The 18,017-nt window shown below is 71.0% G+C and carries 15 protein-coding genes; 10 read left to right on the top strand and 5 right to left on the bottom strand.

The window, feature by feature from the left end:
• Positions 1–18 precede the first annotated feature (18 nt).
• The 3 genes from ASG83_RS10500 to ASG83_RS10510 all read left to right on the top strand — a co-directional run bounded on the left by ASG83_RS10500 (position 19) and on the right by ASG83_RS10510 (position 3,673).
• Complete coding sequence (locus ASG83_RS10500) at positions 19–1,344, top strand: nitrate/nitrite transporter (protein ID WP_055860972.1); 1,326 nt, start codon at positions 19–21, stop codon at positions 1,342–1,344.
• Between the two features lie 120 nt (positions 1,345–1,464).
• Positions 1,465–2,919, top strand: a complete 1,455-nt coding sequence (locus tag ASG83_RS10505; protein WP_235460220.1) for an RNA polymerase sigma factor — start codon at positions 1,465–1,467, stop codon at positions 2,917–2,919.
• Positions 2,920–2,971: 52 nt separating this feature from the next.
• Positions 2,972–3,673 carry a coenzyme F420-0:L-glutamate ligase gene (locus tag ASG83_RS10510; RefSeq protein ID WP_055860982.1) on the top strand — a complete coding sequence of 234 codons (702 nt, stop codon included), beginning with the start codon at positions 2,972–2,974 and terminating at the stop codon, positions 3,671–3,673.
• Between the two features lie 24 nt (positions 3,674–3,697).
• Here the strand turns inward: ASG83_RS10510 and ASG83_RS10515 are convergent, their stop codons facing one another.
• Together ASG83_RS10515 and ASG83_RS10520 are read right to left on the bottom strand one after the other, a co-directional pair.
• On the bottom strand, positions 3,698–4,717 hold the full coding sequence (locus ASG83_RS10515) for a sugar-transfer associated ATP-grasp domain-containing protein (RefSeq protein ID WP_055860985.1): 1,020 nt from the start codon (positions 4,715–4,717) through the stop codon (positions 3,698–3,700).
• 6 nt (positions 4,718–4,723) lie between these two features.
• The gene (locus tag ASG83_RS10520; RefSeq protein ID WP_055860988.1) at positions 4,724–4,945 is read right to left on the bottom strand and encodes a hypothetical protein; all 222 of its coding nucleotides are present in this window, start codon (positions 4,943–4,945) and stop codon (positions 4,724–4,726) included.
• A gap of 252 nt (positions 4,946–5,197) precedes the next feature.
• Between ASG83_RS10520 and ASG83_RS10525 the strand changes: the two genes are divergently transcribed.
• Positions 5,198–7,279 (top strand): type IIA DNA topoisomerase subunit B, encoded by a 2,082-nt coding sequence (locus ASG83_RS10525; RefSeq protein ID WP_055860991.1) that lies wholly within the window; start codon positions 5,198–5,200, stop codon positions 7,277–7,279.
• A 51-nt stretch (positions 7,280–7,330) separates the two neighbouring features.
• Here ASG83_RS10525 and ASG83_RS10530 read toward each other — a convergent pair whose 3' ends face one another.
• The gene (locus tag ASG83_RS10530) at positions 7,331–9,793 is read right to left on the bottom strand and encodes a DNA topoisomerase (ATP-hydrolyzing) subunit A (RefSeq protein WP_055860994.1); all 2,463 of its coding nucleotides are present in this window, start codon (positions 9,791–9,793) and stop codon (positions 7,331–7,333) included.
• Positions 9,794–9,805: 12 nt separating this feature from the next.
• Between ASG83_RS10530 and ASG83_RS10535 the strand changes: the two genes are divergently transcribed.
• Positions 9,806–10,936, top strand: a complete 1,131-nt coding sequence (locus ASG83_RS10535) for an alkaline phosphatase family protein (RefSeq protein WP_235451457.1) — start codon at positions 9,806–9,808, stop codon at positions 10,934–10,936.
• 4 nt (positions 10,937–10,940) lie between these two features.
• Here ASG83_RS10535 and sepH read toward each other — a convergent pair whose 3' ends face one another.
• Positions 10,941–12,050 (bottom strand): septation protein SepH, encoded by a 1,110-nt coding sequence (gene sepH / locus ASG83_RS10540; RefSeq protein WP_055861000.1) that lies wholly within the window; start codon positions 12,048–12,050, stop codon positions 10,941–10,943.
• A gap of 204 nt (positions 12,051–12,254) precedes the next feature.
• Here sepH and ASG83_RS10545 point away from each other — a divergent pair, with 204 nt between their 5' ends.
• The gene (locus ASG83_RS10545) at positions 12,255–12,545 is read left to right on the top strand and encodes a DUF4193 domain-containing protein (protein WP_055861003.1); all 291 of its coding nucleotides are present in this window, start codon (positions 12,255–12,257) and stop codon (positions 12,543–12,545) included.
• Between the two features lie 80 nt (positions 12,546–12,625).
• Here ASG83_RS10545 and ASG83_RS10550 read toward each other — a convergent pair whose 3' ends face one another.
• A complete protein-coding gene (locus ASG83_RS10550; RefSeq protein ID WP_055861005.1) occupies positions 12,626–13,084 on the bottom strand; it encodes a DUF3093 domain-containing protein in 459 nt (152 codons plus the stop codon).
• Between the two features lie 32 nt (positions 13,085–13,116).
• Between ASG83_RS10550 and dut the strand changes: the two genes are divergently transcribed.
• The 4 genes from dut to ASG83_RS10570 all read left to right on the top strand — a co-directional run bounded on the left by dut (position 13,117) and on the right by ASG83_RS10570 (position 17,977).
• Positions 13,117–13,584 carry a dUTP diphosphatase gene (dut, locus tag ASG83_RS10555; RefSeq protein ID WP_055861008.1) on the top strand — a complete coding sequence of 156 codons (468 nt, stop codon included), beginning with the start codon at positions 13,117–13,119 and terminating at the stop codon, positions 13,582–13,584.
• Complete coding sequence (locus tag ASG83_RS10560) at positions 13,581–14,219, top strand: DUF3710 domain-containing protein (RefSeq protein WP_055861011.1); 639 nt, start codon at positions 13,581–13,583, stop codon at positions 14,217–14,219. Before dut ends, ASG83_RS10560 begins: the two co-directional genes overlap by 4 nt.
• Positions 14,216–14,983 carry a DUF3159 domain-containing protein gene (locus ASG83_RS10565; RefSeq protein ID WP_055861014.1) on the top strand — a complete coding sequence of 256 codons (768 nt, stop codon included), beginning with the start codon at positions 14,216–14,218 and terminating at the stop codon, positions 14,981–14,983. Before ASG83_RS10560 ends, ASG83_RS10565 begins: the two co-directional genes overlap by 4 nt.
• Before the next feature lie 180 nt (positions 14,984–15,163).
• Positions 15,164–17,977 carry an aconitate hydratase gene (locus ASG83_RS10570; protein ID WP_055861017.1) on the top strand — a complete coding sequence of 938 codons (2,814 nt, stop codon included), beginning with the start codon at positions 15,164–15,166 and terminating at the stop codon, positions 17,975–17,977.
• Positions 17,978–18,017 lie beyond the last annotated feature (40 nt).

The following is an 18,017-nucleotide window of genomic DNA, read 5'->3' on the forward strand; positions in this document are numbered from 1 at the left end:
GGGACCTACGCTGGGAGCGTGGATTCCCGCCGCGCGATCATCGTCCTCGCCGTCGGCGGCTTCGCGTACATCGTCGGCGTCATGCAGCGGACATCCCTCGGCGTCGCCGGAGTGGCGGCAACCGAGCGCTTCGCGATCGATGCGACGACGCTCTCCTCGCTCGCGATCCTGCAGCTCCTCGTCTACGCGGGGCTCCAGATCCCCGTCGGCGTGCTGGTGGACCGCTTCGGTCCTCGCGCCCTCATCGGCGTCGGCGCGACCGTCATGGCACTCGGTCAGCTCGTGCTCGCCCTCGCCCCCGATGTCTCCGTCGCCATCGCCGGACGCGTCCTCGTGGGCGCGGGGGACGCGATGACGTTCATCTCCGTCCTCCGGCTCCTCGGCGCGTGGTTCTCGCCGCGGCGCCTCCCGCTCCTCTCGCAGTGGGTCGGCACGCTCGGGCAGACCGGTCAGTTGCTCTCCGCCATCCCGCTCTCGATAGCGCTGCACGAGATCGGCTGGTCGTCGTCGTTCATCGGTCTCGCGGCGATCTCGGCCACCGCGAGCGCGGCGGTCTGGTTCGGCGTCCGCGACACCCCTCCCGGGACGGAGAGACTGCGTGCGGCGACCTTCCGGGTCGCCCTGCAGCAGCTCGGTCAGAGCCTCCGGCGACCGGGGACCCGACTCGGATTCTGGGCGCACGCATCCAGCCAGGCGAGTGCGACGATGTTCGTGATCCTGTGGGGGTTCCCCGCGCTCTCGGTCGGGCTCGGGTACGGGCCCGCGAGCGCCGGCGCCCTGCTCAGCATCGTCGTCATCGCCGGCGCCGTGGGCGGCCCCGTCATCGGCCTGCTCTCCGCTCGCTACCCCTACCGGCGCTCGAACGTCGTTCTCCTCATCGTCGGTCTCACGGCGGCGGCGTGGGGAGTCGTCCTGCTGTGGCCCGAGCGCCCGCCCCTCGCCGCCGTCATCGCGCTCCTCGTCGTGCTCGCCGTCGGCGGTCCGGGCGGATTGATCGGATTCGATTTCGCGCGCACCTTCAACCCTCCGGCGAGCCAGGGAGCCGCCTCCGGGTTCGTGAACGTGGGCGGCTTCGCGACCTCCGTCGCACTCCTCCTGCTCGTCGGCCTGGTGCTCGATGCGCGGAGCGACTCGCCGGATCCGGCGCTCCTGTACTCGTGGGAGAGCTTCCGGATCGCCTTCGCCGTGCAGTACCCGGTCGTCGCGGCCACCGTCGCGGCGATGCTCGTCTCCCGCGGGCGCGCACGGCGGCTCCTCGCCGAGGAGGAGGGCATCGCCGTCGGCCCGCTGTGGGTCGCGATCGTCCGTCGTCGTCGGGCGCGACGAGAGCGACGCGGGGAGTGAGTGCCCGCTCGGTGGCCTGCATCGGGTGACCGCGAACTTGTGCGATACTTGACGCTCACGACCCGGTCGGTCGCCCACTCTCATTCGCTCATGCAGAGCGCGCGGGAAGAGCGACTTGACATGGGTCGTTGTACTGCCCGGAGAACGGAAAAGAGGGTCCGAATGGCAACCCGAACCACCACTGCCTCGACGACGACCGCCGCGAAGAAGGCTCCCGCTCGGAAGCCCGCCGCGACGAAGACCGCAGCCGTCGCCGTCGTCGAGGAGGAGACCCTCAAGACCGCGTCGGCAGACGAGACCACCGCCGCGACGGCGACGAAGAAGCCTGCGGCGAGGAACCCCGCCGCCAAGAAGCCCGCAACGAGGAAGCCCGCCTCGAAGAAGGCGGCGGCCGGCACGACCTCGAGCGTCACCGAGCCCGCCGAGGACGACGACGCCGAGCCCGTCGAGATCGACGACAGCGCCGACGCGGTCGACGCGGACGCGGTGGTCCCCGCCGCCGCGGAAGATGCCTCCGACGAGTCCGACGACGCCGATGCCGAGGAGAGCGGTGAGGACGGCGCGACCTCCGCCCCCATCGTCGACCTCCCCACCGGCGCCATCGTGCTGTCGATGAAGGATGACGACGAGGTCCCCGTCTACTCCTCGACGATCACGGGCGCCACGGCGGACCCGGTCAAGGACTACCTGAAGCAGATCGGCAAGGTCCCGCTGCTGAACGCCGCGGAGGAGGTCGAGCTCGCCATGCGCATCGAGGCCGGCCTCTTCGCGGAGGAGAAGCTCGGTCAGATGAGCGACAAGGAGAAGCGCACCCAGCTGGGTCGCGAGCTCGCCTGGGTCGCCAAGGACGGGCAGCGTGCGAAGAACCACCTCCTCGGCGCGAACCTCCGACTCGTCGTCTCGCTCGCCAAGCGCTACACCGGTCGCGGCATGCAGTTCCTGGATCTGATCCAGGAGGGCAACCTCGGCCTCATCCGCGCCGTCGAGAAGTTCGACTACACCAAGGGCTTCAAGTTCTCGACCTATGCCACGTGGTGGATCCGTCAGGCGATCACGCGCGCCATGGCCGACCAGGCGCGCACCATCCGCATCCCCGTGCACATGGTCGAGGTCATCAACAAGCTGGCCCGCGTCCAGCGCCAGATGCTGCAGGACCTCGGCCGCGAGCCCACGCCCGAGGAGCTCAGCCGCGAGCTCGACATGACGCCCGAGAAGGTCATCGAGGTGCAGAAGTACGGCCGCGAGCCGATCTCCCTGCACACGCCCCTCGGTGAGGACGGCGACAGCGAGTTCGGCGACCTCATCGAGGACACCGAGGCCGTCGTGCCGGCCGACGCCGTGGGCTTCACGATGCTGCAGAAGCAGCTCGAGAGCCTGCTCGACTCGCTCTCCGAGCGCGAGGCCGGCGTGATCCGAATGCGCTTCGGCCTCGGCGACGGCATGCCGAAGACGCTCGACCAAATCGGCGACACCTTCGGCGTGACGCGCGAGCGCATCCGCCAGATCGAGTCGAAGACCATGGCGAAGCTGCGGCACCCGTCGCGCTCGCAGGCGCTGCGCGACTACCTCGAGTAGACCGCCGCGCCCGAACGAGATCCGGCACGCGACACCGCGAGGGAGAACCGACATGACCGCTCAGGCGAACGAGGGCAAGGCGCTCGAGGTCGACATCGACGGGCAGCGCTGGCAGCGCATCCCGATCAAGACGCACGTCGTCGTCGCGGGGGAGGACATCATCGAGGTCGTCACCCGCTACGCCACCGGGGTCGTCCAGCCCGGCGACGTCCTGTTCGTGACCGAGAAGATCGTCGCGATCACGCAGGGGCGCTCGTACCCCGTCGGCGACATCGATGCGCGCCCGCTCGCGCACACCCTCTCGAAGTACGTGACGAAGACCTCGCACGGCATCGGCCTCGGCATGCCGGAGACGATGGAGATGGCCCTCCGCGAGGTCGGAACGCCGCGCATCCTCCTCGCCGCGGCGGTCGCCGCCGTCTCGAAGGCGATCGGCCGCAAGGGCGACTTCTACCGCATCGCCGGCCCCAAGGCGCGCGGCATCGACGGCCCGACCCACAACACGATCCCGCCGTACAACACGCAGGTCGTCCTGGTCCCCGAGAACCCGGATGCCGTCGCCGCCGAGATCAAGACGGCTCTCGGCGACATCGCCGACGTCGCGATCGTCGACATCAACGACTTCGGCGGCAACATCCTCGGGGCCACCCTGCCGAAGGCCGGGCACGCGCGCCTCGCGCGGATCCTCGGCGACAACCCGCTCGGTCAGGGCCACCAGTCGACGCCGCTCGGCGTCATCCGCCCGGTCGACTAGCCGATCGGAGGAGCGCTCCGGCGCTCAGAACCCGATCGCCCGCTGGTACACCGGCAGAAGCCCTTCGCGGACGCCCGTGACGCTCGGCTTCAGCTGGAACACGCCCGTGTTGTAGTTGCCCTCGATGACGGCGGGCCCCTCGGGCGTGATCGCGATGTCCCACCCGACGTACGGGATCTCCCGAACCTCGCGCGCGAGCCGCTCGACGAGCGCCTGCACCGACTCCCACAGGGGGACCGCGAAGCCGACGATCGACGTGCCCGACAGCGGGTGCACCGAGAAGACGCGCCCCTCGCCGTCGAAGGCGGGGTGATGGGCGACCCCGTGCTCGTCGAGCATCGTGTACATGCCGCCGTCGCTGAAGTTGTCGACGTCGCCGCCGTTCCCCATCTTCAGGGTTCGCGCGAGCGTGTGCACGCGGTCCTGGTCGTCGCGGAACGTGATGATGCGCAGCGTGTTGACGCTCGACGGGTTGAGCGAGGCCATCACGGGGTGCTGGGTGAGGAACTCCTCGACGAGCACCTGGCGCGCGGCGAGCCTCGCCGTGCGCCACGCCTCAGGATCGGGGATGTCCGCGGTCGCGAACGCCTGGATCCCGTCGCCGCCGAGGCTGTCCGCCACCTTCGCCATCACCCGGTCGTGGCGCCCGAGGAAGTCGGTCAGCTCCTCGGAGGACGCGACGCGCAGATCGAGCCACTCGCGATGGAGCGCATCGCCGAAACGGGCGTTGAAGCGCGACTTGTCGGCGAACAGAGCCCGGTGCTCCGGCCGGTTGAGCTTCTGGGCGAGGTGGTTCGACTTCGGGTGCGTCATGAACGTGCGACGTTCGCGCCGGTTCAGGAGGTGGAAGTCCCAGTCGTAGTAGTCCTGGAAGCCGGTCTCGTGGCGCACCGACGACCACAGCATGTCGCCGAGGATGACGGGCTTGGGTCGACCGCTCGAGGTGGCGATGCGTCCGGCCAGCCTCGACAGGTTCGCGGTGTCGACGGCCGCGGCGCGCTTCGCGAGGTACCGGAGCCGCCGGCTCAGGCCGAGGCCTGCCACGCGGGCCTAGGCGTCGGCCGTCAGGCGGTCGGTCTCGTCGTGCCAGGCGAGGGCGGCCGTGCTCAGCTTCTCCTTGAAGCGCGCGGCGTGGTGCGCGCAGAACAGGAGCTCGCCCGTGGCCAGGGTCACGCGCACGTAGGCCTGAGCGCCGCAGCTGTCGCAGCGGTCGGAGACGGTGAGCGGCTGCGCGACGACGATCTCGGGGCTCTCGGTGGTGAGCTGCGTCATGGGGTGTCCCTCACTTCCTTGAATCGTCGTGGTACCTGGTGACCCCTATTCGAACACACGCCGCCAGCGGATCGGTGCCATTCGCCTGCCATTTCGCTGAACGCGTAGGCGAGGGCGAACACCCGCGACCGGGAGCGCTCGCGACGGGCGTGGGAGGCCGGCCGCGATGGCGGGCCGGTTTAGGCTGTCGTGGGCTCGCCGCCGGGCGCGCCCGCAGCATCCTGATTCACGAGCATCGCGAGGCACTCACCCGTGGCCCAGTCCGATTACACCGCCCACCATCTCTCGGTCCTGGAGGGCCTCGAGGCCGTGCGGAAGCGACCGGGCATGTACATCGGCTCGACCGACTCCCGCGGGCTCATGCACTGCCTGTGGGAGATCATCGACAACTCGGTCGACGAGGCGCTCGGCGGTCACGGCGACACGATCGACGTGCACCTGCACCGCGACGGCAGCGTCGAGGTGCGCGACCGCGCGCGCGGCATCCCCGTCGACATCGAGCCGAAGACGGGGCTCTCGGGCGTCGAGGTCGTGTTCACGAAGCTGCACGCGGGCGGCAAGTTCGGGTCGGGCTCGTACGCCGCGTCGGGCGGACTCCACGGCGTCGGCGCCTCGGTCGTCAACGCGCTCTCCGAGCGTCTCGACGTCGAGGTCGACCGCAACGGCAGGACCTGGGCGATGTCGTTCCACCGCGGCGAGCCGGGCGTGTTCGCCGACGGCCCCGACGGCCCTCGTCCCGACGCACCCTTCACCCCGTTCACCGACAACAGCGAGCTGCGCGTCGTCGGGAAGGTCGGGAAGAACGTCACCGGCACGCGCATCCGCTACTGGGCCGACTCGCAGATCTTCAGCCGCGGCGCGACCTTCCAGACGGATGACCTCGTCGGCCGTGCGCGCCAGACCGCGTTCCTCGTCCCCGGCCTCGCCATCTCGATCACCGATGAGCGAGGCGACGAGCCGGTCGCCGAGGCCTTCCGCTACGACGGCGGCATCAGCGAGTTCGCCGAGTTCCTCGCGCCCGACTCGGGCGTGACCGACACCTGGCGCATCCAGGGCACCGGAACCTTCACCGAGACCGTGCCGGTGCTCCAGGCGAACGGCCACATGGTGCCGACCGAGCTCGAGCGCGAATGCGTCGTCGACATCGCGCTGCGCTGGGGCACGGGTTACGAGACGGTGCTGCGCAGCTTCGTCAACATCATCGCCACCCCCAAGGGCGGCACGCATCAGGCCGGCTTCGAGCAGGGGCTGCTGAAGACCCTGCGCGCCGAGGTCGAGAAGAACGCGCGGCGCCTCAAGGCCGGCAGCGACAAGCTCGAGAAGGACGACGTCCTCGCCGGCCTCACGGCCGTGCTGACGGTGCGCATCGCCGAGCCGCAGTTCGAGGGCCAGACGAAGGAGGTGCTCGGCACTCCCGCCGCGCGCGCGATCGTCGCCTCGGTGCTGCAGTCGGCGCTCAAGGAGCGCTTCGCCTCCAGCAAGCGCGATGACAAGGCGCAGACCGCCCTCCTGCTCGACAAGGTCGTCGCCGAGATGAAGAGCCGCATCTCGGCGCGCGCGCACAAGGAGACCCAGCGTCGCAAGAATGCGCTCGAGTCGTCCTCGCTCCCGGCGAAGCTCGTCGACTGCCGCTCGAACGACGTCGCGAGCAGCGAGCTGTTCATCGTGGAGGGCGACAGCGCGCTCGGTACGGCGAAGCTCGCTCGCGACAGCGAGTTCCAGGCGCTGCTGCCGATCCGCGGCAAGATCCTCAATGTGCAGAAGGCCTCCGTGAGCGACATGCTCTCGAACGCCGAGTGCGCGTCGATCATCCAGGTCATCGGCGCCGGCTCCGGCCGCTCGTTCGACCTCGCGCAGGCCCGCTACGGCAAGGTCATCATCATGAGCGACGCCGACGTCGACGGCGCGCACATCCGCACCCTGCTGCTGACGCTCTTCTTCCGCTACATGCGCCCGATGATCGACGAGGGCCGGGTCTTCGCCGCCGTGCCGCCCCTGCATCGGGTCATCGTCATGAACCCCGGCACGAAGCCGAACGAGACGATCTACACCTACAGCGAGGCGGAGCTGCAGGGCGTGCTCGCGGCGCTGAAGAAGTCCGGTCGGCGCTACCAGGACCCGATCCAGCGCTACAAGGGCCTCGGCGAGATGGACGCCGACCAGCTCGCCGACACGACCATGAGTCGCAAGCACCGCACGCTGCGGCGCGTGCGCGTGAGCGACGCGGAGATGGCGTCGAGCGTCTTCGAGCTGCTCATGGGCAACGACGTCGCCCCGCGCAAGGACTTCATCATCGCCGGCCAGGGGCTCGACCGCGACCGCATCGACGTCTAGCCCGGATCGACGACGGGGGGATGCCCGGATCGGCCGAGCGCGGCCGACGCGTCAGGACGGGCGCGCGCCGATCGATCCGATCACGGCGTCGAGCGGCGTGCCCGAGCCGTCGCGCTTCGCTCCGCCCGCGGGGAGCGCCCGCGCCGAGCCGTCGGCGCCGACGGCGAGCGGGTCGGTGCCGACCCAGGCGAGCTGCAGGGCATCCTCGCCCTTGAGGAATGCGTGGGCGCGGACGCCGCCGGTGGCGCGCCCCTTCCCCGGGAACTCGGCGAAGGCCGAGACCTTCGCGCGGCCGGGATCGGTGCCCGCGATCGTCTCCGTCGACCCGCTCACGGTGACGACCTCGGCCGTCGCGGGCTCCACGACGCCGAAGTGCACCACTCGCGCGCCCGGAGCGAGCTTGATGCCCGCCATGCCCCCGGCGGGGAGGCCCTGCGGGCGGACCTGATCGGCTCCGAAGTGCAGGAGCTGCGCATCCGACGTCACGAAGACGACTTCGGCATCGTCGGCCGCGGGCGCGGCGGCGACCACCTCGTCGCCGGTCTTGAGCCCGATGACCTCGCCGTCGGGGCGCGCCGGCCAGGAGCCGGGGGAGACGCGCTTGACGACGCCGTCGCGGGTTCCCAGAGCGAGCGGCGTCGTCGACGCGGGGTCGACGATCGCGACGATCCGTTCGCTCGCGTCAGTGAGACCGATGTAGTCGCGCAGTCTCGCGCCCGCGCCCAGCTGCAGAGAGTTCGCCGGGACTGCGGGAAGCCCGACGGGCGTGAACCGCACGAAACGACCTCGGGAGGTGATCGCCGCGAGGTCGCCGCGGGCGGTGGAGTCGACGGCGGAGAGGATCGCGTCGTGCTTGCTGCGGCGCGCCGGCGGGACGAGGGGCTCGTCGGTGAGCTCGACCCGCACCGCGCGGCCCGTCGTCGAGAGGAGGACGCGGCAGGGGGTGTCGGCGATCTCGAGCACGGGCGCCGCACCCCGCGATCGCGGCGCGGCGATGGAGGGGTTCGCCTCGGTGAGGAGGGTCCGGCGGGGCGTCCCGAATCGCTCGGCCACGGCATCCAGTTCATCGCCCACGACGATGCGCACGCGCGCCGGGTCCGCCAGCAGCGCTTCCAGCGCCGCGATCTCGGCGCGCAGCTGGTCGCGCTCGGCCTCGAGCTCGATGCGGCTGAACTTCGTCAGGCGGCGCAGGCGCAGCTCGAGGATGTAATCGCTCTGCAGCTGGCTGAGGTCGAAGACCTCCATGAGGCGCGTGCGAGCCTGCTCGGCGTCGTCGGAGGCGCGGATGACCTGGATGACCTCGTCGATGTCGAGGATCGCGATGAGCAGGCCCTCGACGAGGTGCAGGCGCTCGCGGCGGCGCGCGAGCCGGTAGCGGCTGCGGCGCGTGACGACCTCGATGCGGTGATCGACGTAGACCTGCAGGAGCTCCCGCAGACCGAGCGTCCGCGGGCGGCCCTCGACGAGAGCGACGGCGTTGATCGAGAAGCCGTCCTCCAGCGGGGTGTAGCGGTAGAGCTGCTCGAGCACTGCCTCGGGGCTGAAGCCGGTCTTGATGCCGATGACGAGCCGCAGGCCGTTCTTGCGGTCGGTCAGGTCGGTGACGTCGCTGATGCCGGCGAGCTTCTTCGACTGGACGCCGTCCTTGATCTTCTCGATGACCTTCTCGGGGCCGACGAGGTAGGGCAGCTCGGTGACGACGATGCCCGTCTTGCGCGGCGTGACCGGCTCGATCGAGACCTTCGCCCGCGTCTTGAACGAGCCGCGGCCGGTCGCGTAGGCGTCCTTGATGCCGTCGAGGCCGATGATCGTGCCGCCCGTCGGCAGGTCGGGGCCTGGCACGTACGCCATGAGCTCCTCGAGCGTCGCGCCCGGATTCTCGATGAGGTGACGCGCGGCGCCCGCGACCTCGATGAGGTTGTGCGGGGCCATGTTGGTGGCCATGCCGACCGCGATGCCGCTCGCGCCGTTGACCAGGAGGTTCGGGAAGGCCGCCGGGAGGACGGCGGGCTGCACGAGCTGGTTGTCGTAGTTCGGGATGAAGTCGACGACGTCCTCATCGAGGTCGTCGACCATCGCGAGCGCGGCCGCCCGCATGCGCGCCTCTGTGTAGCGCGAGGCGGCGGGTCCGTCGTCGAGCGAGCCGAAGTTGCCGTGCCCGTCGACGAGCGGCACTCGCAGCGTGAAGTCCTGAGCGAGGCGCACGAGCGCGTCGTAGATGGCGCCGTCGCCGTGCGGGTGAAGCTTGCCCATGACCTCGCCGACGACGCGCGCCGACTTCACGTGCCCGCGGTCGGGACGCAGGCCCATCTCGCTCATCATGTAGAGGATGCGCCGCTGCACGGGCTTGAGGCCGTCGCGCGCGTCCGGGAGCGCGCGGGAGTAGATGACCGAGTACGCGTACTCGAGGAACGACCCCTGCATCTCGTCGGCGAGATCGACGTCGTCGATGCGTTCGCCGGGGGTCTCGTCGAGGTCGGGCTGGGTCGAGCGGGGCGCAGGAGGGGGAGTCATAGGATGGCCCCCATGCTACCGGCGCCCCGACGCGACGCCCCGTCACTCGGGCACGTGTTGACGGGCGCGCTCGCGGCGATGCGGGGCGAGGAGAACCGCCTCGGGAGCGCTCCCGTCCGCAGCGCCGCCGTCATCCTCGTCGACGGTCTCGGGATGTCCGCCCTCCGCGCGCGGGCGGGTCACGCCCGCCGCCTGCTGGCCGCCCTCCCCAGCAAGCGGGGGGCGATCGACGCGGGCTTCCCGACCACGACCGCTGCCGCGCTCGCCACCCTCACGACCGGGCTCGAGCCCGGCACCCACGGCCTGGTCGGCTACACCGCCGTCGATCGCGCGGGCGACCGTGTCGTCAACCAGCTCACCGGATGGGACGACGGGATGCGGCCGGCGGAATGGCAGCCGCACCCGACGGTGTTCGAGTCTGCCGCGGCCTCCGGCATCGACGCGGTGGTCGTCGGCGCGGAGCGCTATCGCGACACCGGCTTCACCGACGCGGTGCTGCGCGGGGCTCGCTTCCTGGCCGAGCCCTCGATCGCCGATCGCATCCGCACGACCGTCGAGCTGCTGAGCGCGGCGCAACCCGCGCTCGTCTACTGCTACATCCCGGAGCTCGACATGGCCGGCCACGCGCAGGGCAGCGAGTCGGAGGCCTGGATCGAGAGGCTGGAGGAGCTCGACGCCGCTCTCGAGCCGCTGTCACGACGGGTGCCGCGCGATGCCGGGATCCACCTCACGGCCGATCACGGCATGCTCGACGTGCCCGAGCACCAGCGACTGGTGATCGACGCGCGCAGCGCGCTCTGGAGCGGCGTGCGGCACGTCGCAGGTGAGCCGCGATGCCTGCAGCTCGCGCTCGAGCCCGACGCCGATGCCGTCGAGGTGCTCGAGCGCTGGCGCGCGGCGGAGAGCGCGCGATCATGGGTCGTGAGCCGGGACGAGGCGATCGCCGCCGGCTGGTTCGGGGCGGTGGCGCCGGGGGTCGAGGAGCGCATCGGCGACGTGATCGTGGCGGCGCGGAGCCGGGTCGCCTACTACGACGAGCGCACGGCATCGCCGCGATCGCTCGCCATGGTCGGCCAGCACGGATCGTTCTCGCCGGAGGAGACGCGCATCCCCCTCGCCCGATGGGGCGCCTTCGCGCCCTGAGCGATCAGGCGGGGTCGTCGTCCGGGCGAGCGCCGAAGACGATCTCGTCCCAGCTCGGCATCGCTGCCCGGCCGCGGCGCGCGCTCTTGACGGGCCCGGTATCGTTCGCGCCGATCGCGGTGGGCGCCGTCGCCCGCGGCGCCTCGTCGGGCTCGGGGGCGGAATCGGCCGAGAAGTCGAGAGGGACGTCGACGATGCGGATGCTGCCGGTCGACGGGTGCGCCGCCTTCGCGGCCTCGAGCTCATCGCGCGGAGCGGCCTCGCGCTCGCCCCGGCGTCGGCGGAGGGCCTCGAGCAGGTCCGCGGTCTGGCTCACATCGGCGGTGTCGGCGTCGTCGCCCGCGGTGCGCACCCCCATTCGGCTGTGCGGCAGAGCGGCCGGGGCGAGCGGCGCGCTCGGGATGCTCGCGGAGCCCGCGGAGGCGCCCGATGACGGGGCTGCGGGCGAGCCGATCCCGGCGATGTCGTCGTCGAGGAGGAAGGCGCCGCTGTCGAACCGGGTGCGGTCCTCCGACTGCTGGATCGGCACGGCGCGCAGGCGCGGGATCAGCGTGGGAGGAGCCTCGCCCTGCTGGGAGAGCGACTGGGCCTCGTGGTTGGAGGGGATGAGCGTGGCCTTCTTGGGGTCGAACGTCCAGCGCGCCTCGCGCTCCACGCCCGCGTCGAGGAAGGCGACGGTGACGATCCAGTGGAGATCCGTCTTCCAGCTCGACCACCGGACGTCCGTGGCGGACAGTTCGGAGAGACGGGAGTCGATGACCCCGCCGAAGGTGTGCGAGGCGATGCCCGACTCGGTCTCGGCGACGACGGCGACGGGAACGCTGCGCGCCGCCGTGACGACGTACTCCCGCTCGGCGATGACCGGCCCCTCGAAGCGCTGCACGTACTCGGCGGGTTCGCCGGTCTCGGCCACGACCTCTGCGGCGGACTTGCCGGCGCGGATCATCGCCTGGATCTCGCGGGGGCTGACGCGGTGCGCCGCGGGCGCCGCCGGTCGGTTCTGCCGCAGGGCGGTGTGCAGGGCCTCCGTGATGGGCACGCGGTAGCGGTTCCCGTCCTCGGAGACCACGATCAGGGCGCCGTTCTCGGCGCCGATGACGGTGAGTTCGTCCATGACGTGGCCCTCTCATTCGCAACCGGTCGGCTCAGTGTTCCATGCCGATGCCCCCGCACCCGGGAATAGACCGGGCGGGTCGGAAGTTGCCCGGGAAGCACCGCCGAACACCCACGCTCTCAGTGGTTTGCGTTTCGGTCGGGGTTCCTGCAAACTATCGCCGCCGAGCGCGGCCCCGAAGCACCATTCGACGAAACGAGCAGCATGGCTACCGACTACGACGCCCCCCGCAAGACGGACGAGGACACCGACTCGATCCAGGCTCTGCAGGAGCGCGTTCCCGACAAGATGTCGGGTGTCGTCGACGTCGACGACGCCGACAATCCGGGCTTCGAGCTGGCCGGCCAGGACCTCGCCGACCTCGATCTCGACGTCGTCGTCCTCCCGCCGCAGGCCGACGAGTTCACGTGCGTCAGCTGCTTCCTCGTCAAGCACCGCTCGCAGCTCGACCACGAGGTCAAGCTCGGACCGGTGTGCACGGAGTGCGCCGCGTAGTCCATCGCGCGCCGCTGTCGTCCCAGCCGTCGCACCCCGTGAGGGGATGCGGCGGCTGCGTCGTTAACGCGAGGGCGCCGTCAGGCGCCGCTCGGCCTCGCCGCGCGCTCCGCCTCGATCGCGGCGGCGAGCTGCTCCGGCCGCCGGGTGGACACGAGCCAGTAGGGCGCCGGGTCGTCCGGGTCGAGGATCTCGACGCGCAGAACCGGGTCCACCCAGCCGCGCAGAACGAGGTGGGCCCGAGCGTCGAGGCCGGGGCCCCGCTCGTGGCGGGCCTGTTCGCCGTGCGCAGCCGACGCATCCCCGACCAGATCGAGGGGAATGCTCGCCCGCCCCGCTCGCAGGAGTCCGTCCTCCACGGCGATCGTCGGGGCCGAGGCGATGAGCAGCCCCACGCACGCCGCGACGAGCGCGGCCGCGGTGATGACGCCCGCGATCAGGCTGATCGGAGTGAACACGAGCATGGTCGCGGGCACGATCAGGGCGATGACCAGGTACATCCAGGCGGCGGGCCAGAGGCGCTCGCGATAGCTCGACATGCCTCCATTCGACCATGCACTAGCCTCGACGCGTGCCCGACTCCGCCGACGTCCTGATCACCGGCGACCACCTCCCGGTCTACGCCCACCCCGGTGACGCGGGGGCCGATCTGGTCGCGGCCGAGCACGTCGTGATCGCTCCGGGGGAGCGCGCGACGATCGGAACGGGCACGGCGATCGCCCTGCCCGACGGCTTCGCCGCCTTCGTCATGCCCCGCAGCGGCCTCGCCGCCCGGCACGGCATCACCATCGTCAACGCGCCCGGCACGGTCGACGCGGGCTACCGGGGCGAGATCCGGGTGACGCTGCTGAACACCGACCCGGCCGCACCGTTCGAGGTCCGCCCCGGCGACCGGATCGCGCAGCTCGTCGTGCAGCGCGTCGTCCGCGCGCGCTTCGTCCCGGTGGATTCGCTGCCGGGCTCGCACCGCGGGGAGCAGGGCTTCGGCTCGACGGGCTACCGTGGAGCGACCGACACCACTGAAGGAGTCACCGCGTGAGCGATCCGATCTCGACCGACGGGCCCCTGCCCGACGACGCGAAATCCGCCCCGGAGGACCGCCCCACGGCAGGTCCGCTCGACGAGAGCGAGGCGAACGCCGTCCGGCCCTACGTCGACCTCGGCGGGGTCAAGATCGTCCCCCGCCCCGAGCTCCAGCTGCGGCTCGAGGTCGAGGAGGGCTCCCAGCGCGTGATCGCGGTCGGCATCGACTTCGCGGGCTCGACCCTGCAGGTGCAGCCTTTCGCCGCGCCGCGCTCGAGCGGTCTGTGGCACGAGGTGCGCGCGCAGATCATCGAGCAGATCCAGAAGCAGGGCGGCGAGACGACCGAGCGCGAAGGCCCCTTCGGGCCCGAGATCCTCGCCCGGATCCCCGTCGTCGGCGACGCGGGCGGCTCCACGCGAATCGCGCGCTTCATCGGCGTCGACGGCCCGCGCTGGTTCCTCCGCGGCGTCGTGGCCGGCCAGGGCGCCGTCGATGCCGCGGCGGCCGAGCAGATCGACGACGTCTTCCGCAGCATCGTCGTCGTGCGCGGCTCGACCCCGATGCCGCCGCGCGACCTGATCCCGCTCCACGTGCCGGCCGGCGCGACCGCGGGCGGCCCCGCCGCGGTGCCGCCGACCGCCTCGGTATGACGGGCACCCCGACGGGAGCCGAGAGCCCGGGCGAGCGCGACTGCGACGACGCGGGGCTCGACCGCACCTCCGCCGCACCCGACCGCGACGAGCGCGAGCAGGTCCGAGAGGCCCTCGCCGCCGCGGCGCGGCAGTCCGGCTTCGGTCTCGTGACGCCGGGGGAGCGCCCGACCGCGCACGCTCTCTGGGCTGCGGTCGGCGGGGTCCGGGGGCTCCTCGAGTCGCTGCTGCCCGGCTTCCTCTTCCTCATCGTCTTCACGATCACCGGCGAGGTCGCCCCGTCGGTCCTCATCCCGGCCGCCGTCGCCGTGCTGTTCGTCGTGGTCCGCGCGGTCACGCGCTCGCCCATCCTCCCGGCCGTCGTCGGCCTCGTCGGCATCGCGCTCTCGGCAGGCCTCGCCCTCATCACGGGACGGGCGGAGGAGAACTTCGTCCTCGGATTCGTCATCAACGCCGTCTGGCTCGTTGCGCTCCTCGTCAGCCTCGTCGCCCGCCGCCCCCTCGTGGGCGTGATCGCCGGGCTCCTCACGGGCGACCACGATTGGAGGGGCGACCCGGCGAAGCGTGCGGTGCTGACCGTCACGACCTGGCTGTGGGTCGGGATGTTCGCTCTGCGTCTCGGGGTCCAGGTTCCCCTCTACATGTCCTCGCAGGCCGCCGCCCTCGCGGCGACGAAGCTCATCATGGGCGTGCCGCTCTACGCCGCCCTGCTCTGGGTCACCTGGCTCATGGTTCGCGCTGTCTACGCGCGCCGCGCCGCCTGATCCTCGCCTGGCGATCGCCCGCCGGTGCTACCATGAAGTATCTCGACATCAAGATAAATAGCGCCGCATCCGCACCGTCGTCGAGGTCGATCGAGCCGGTGCCGCGCGCCGCGTCGGAGGCTAGGCTGGCCGACGTGCGAGCGCGGGATGCGCCCGGCAGAGTCAAGAGGAGACGGCGAAGTGTCCGCAGTGAACAGTTTCGATTCCATCGACACCCTCCGGGTCGGTGACGACGAGTACCAGGTCTTCCGCATCGACACGGTGCCGGGCTACGAGAAGCTCCCGTTCAGCCTCAAGGTGCTGCTGGAGAACCTCCTCCGCACCGAGGACGGCGCGAACGTCACCGCCGAGCAGATCCGGGCGCTCGGCGCCTGGCAGCCCTCGGCCGAGCCGGACACCGAAATTCAGTTCACGCCCGCGCGCGTGGTCATGCAGGACTTCACGGGCGTGCCCTGCATCGTCGACCTCGCCACGATGCGCGAGGCCGTGGCGGCGCTCGGCGGCGACCCCAACAAGATCAACCCGCTCGCCCCCGCCGAGCTCGTCATCGACCACTCGGTCATCGCCGACCTCTTCGGCACGGCCGACGCGCTCGAGCGCAACGTCGAGATCGAGTACGAGCGCAACGGCGAGCGCTACCAGTTCCTCCGCTGGGGCCAGACCGCGTTCGACGACTTCAAGGTCGTGCCCCCGGGCACGGGCATCGTGCACCAGGTCAACATCGAGCACCTCGCCAAGGTCACCTACACGCGCACCGTCGACGGCGTGCTGCGCGCCTACCCCGACACCTGCGTCGGCACCGACTCGCACACGACGATGGTCAACGGCCTCGGCGTGCTCGGCTGGGGCGTCGGCGGCATCGAGGCCGAGGCCGCGATGCTCGGCCAGCCCGTGTCGATGCTCATCCCCAAGGTCGTCGGCTTCAAGCTCTCCGGCGCCATCCCGACGGGCGTGACCGCGACGGACGTGGTGCTCACGATCACCGACATGCTCCGCAAGCACGGCGTCGTGGGCAAGTTCGTCGAGTTCTACGGCGAGGGTGTCGCTTCCGTCCCGCTCGCGAACCGCGCGACGATCGGCAACATGAGCCCCGAGTTCGGCTCGACCGCGGCGATGTTCCCGATCGACGACGTCACGCTCGACTACCTCCGCCTCACCGGCCGCAGCGAGCAGCAGGTCGCCCTCGTCGAGGCCTACTCGAAGATGCAGAGCCTCTGGCACGACCCGAGCGTCGAGCCCGTGTTCAGCGAGTACATCGAGCTCGACCTGTCGACCGTCGTCCCCTCGATCGCCGGCCCGCGCCGCCCGCAGGACCGCATCGAGCTCACGCACGCCAAGTCCGCGTTCGAGACCGCGCTCGTCGACTACACCAGCCACGACCACTCGATGGTCGACGCGGCCGTCGAGGGGACCTTCCCCGCCTCCGATCCCGTCGGCTTCACCGCGCAGGACGAGGACACGGCGCACGAGCTGTCGCACCGCCACCGCTCGCACGCGCCGGCGACGGCGTCCGCGCCGATCGACGTCACGGTGGACGGCACCGAGTTCACGCTCGACCACGGCGCCGTGACGATCGCGGCGATCACGTCGTGCACGAACACCTCGAACCCCTCGGTGATGCTCGCCGCGGGCCTGCTCGCCCGCAATGCGGTGAAGAGGGGCCTCACCGCGAAGCCGTGGGTCAAGACGACCCTCGCGCCGGGCTCGAAGGTCGTGACCGACTACTACGAGAAGGCAGGTCTCACCGACGACCTCGAGGCCCTCGGCTTCTACACCGTCGGCTACGGCTGCACGACCTGCATCGGCAACTCCGGTCCGCTCGCGGACGAGATCTCCTCCGCGATCGCCCAGAACGATCTCGCGGTGACCGCCGTCCTCTCGGGCAACCGGAATTTCGAGGGCCGCATCAACCCCGACGTGAAGATGAACTACCTCGCGAGCCCGCCGCTCGTGATCGCGTACGCTCTCGCCGGCTCCATGAACTTCGATTTCGAGAAGGATGCCCTGGGCACGGACTCCGAGGGCAACGAGGTCTTCCTCCGCGACATCTGGCCCGACGCGGCGGAGGTGCAGGCGACGATCGACTCGTCGATCGACACCGCGATGTTCGACACGCAGTACTCCTCCGTGTTCGAGGGCGACGAGCGCTGGCGCTCGCTCCCGACGCCGGACGGCGCGACGTTCGAATGGGACGCGAAGTCGACCTACGTCCGGAAGCCCCCGTACTTCGACGGCATGACGATCGAGACGAGCCCGGTGACCGACATCGCCGGCGCTCGCGTGCTCGCGAAGCTCGGCGACTCGGTCACGACGGACCACATCAGTCCGGCCGGCTCGATCAAGGCCGATTCGCCCGCGGGCGCCTACCTCATGGAGAACGGCGTCGACCGCAAGGACTTCAACTCCTACGGCTCACGCCGCGGCAACCACGAGGTCATGATCCGCGGCACCTTCGCGAACATCCGCCTGCGGAACCAGCTCCTCGACGGCGTCGAGGGCGGGTTCACGCGGGACTTCACGCAGGCCGATGGCCCGCAGTCGTTCATCTACGACGCGAGCCAGAACTACCAGGCCGCGGGCGTCCCGCTCGTGATCTTCGCCGGCAAGGAGTACGGCTCCGGCTCGAGCCGCGACTGGGCCGCGAAGGGCACGAGCCTCCTCGGAGTCCGCGCCGTCATCGCCGAGAGCTTCGAGCGGATCCACCGCTCGAACCTCATCGGCATGGGCGTCGTCCCGCTGCAGTTCCCCGCCGGTCAGACCGCGGAGAGCCTCGGGCTCGACGGGACCGAGACCGTCTCGATCTCGGGCATCACGGAGCTCAACGAGGGGCGCACGCCGAAGACCGTCCGCGTGACGGCCGAGCCGAGCGCCCACTCGCCCGCGGGCAAGTCGACGATCGAGTTCGACGCGGTCGTCCGCATCGACACCCCCGGTGAGGCCGACTACTACCGCAACGGCGGCATCCTGCAGTACGTGCTGCGCAGCCTCGTCTAGACCGCGCCATCCCGGGAGCGGGCCCGATCGCCGTGCGCGA

Source organism: Yonghaparkia sp. Soil809, assembly GCF_001429705.1.
Lineage (GTDB): Bacteria > Actinomycetota > Actinomycetes > Actinomycetales > Microbacteriaceae > Microcella.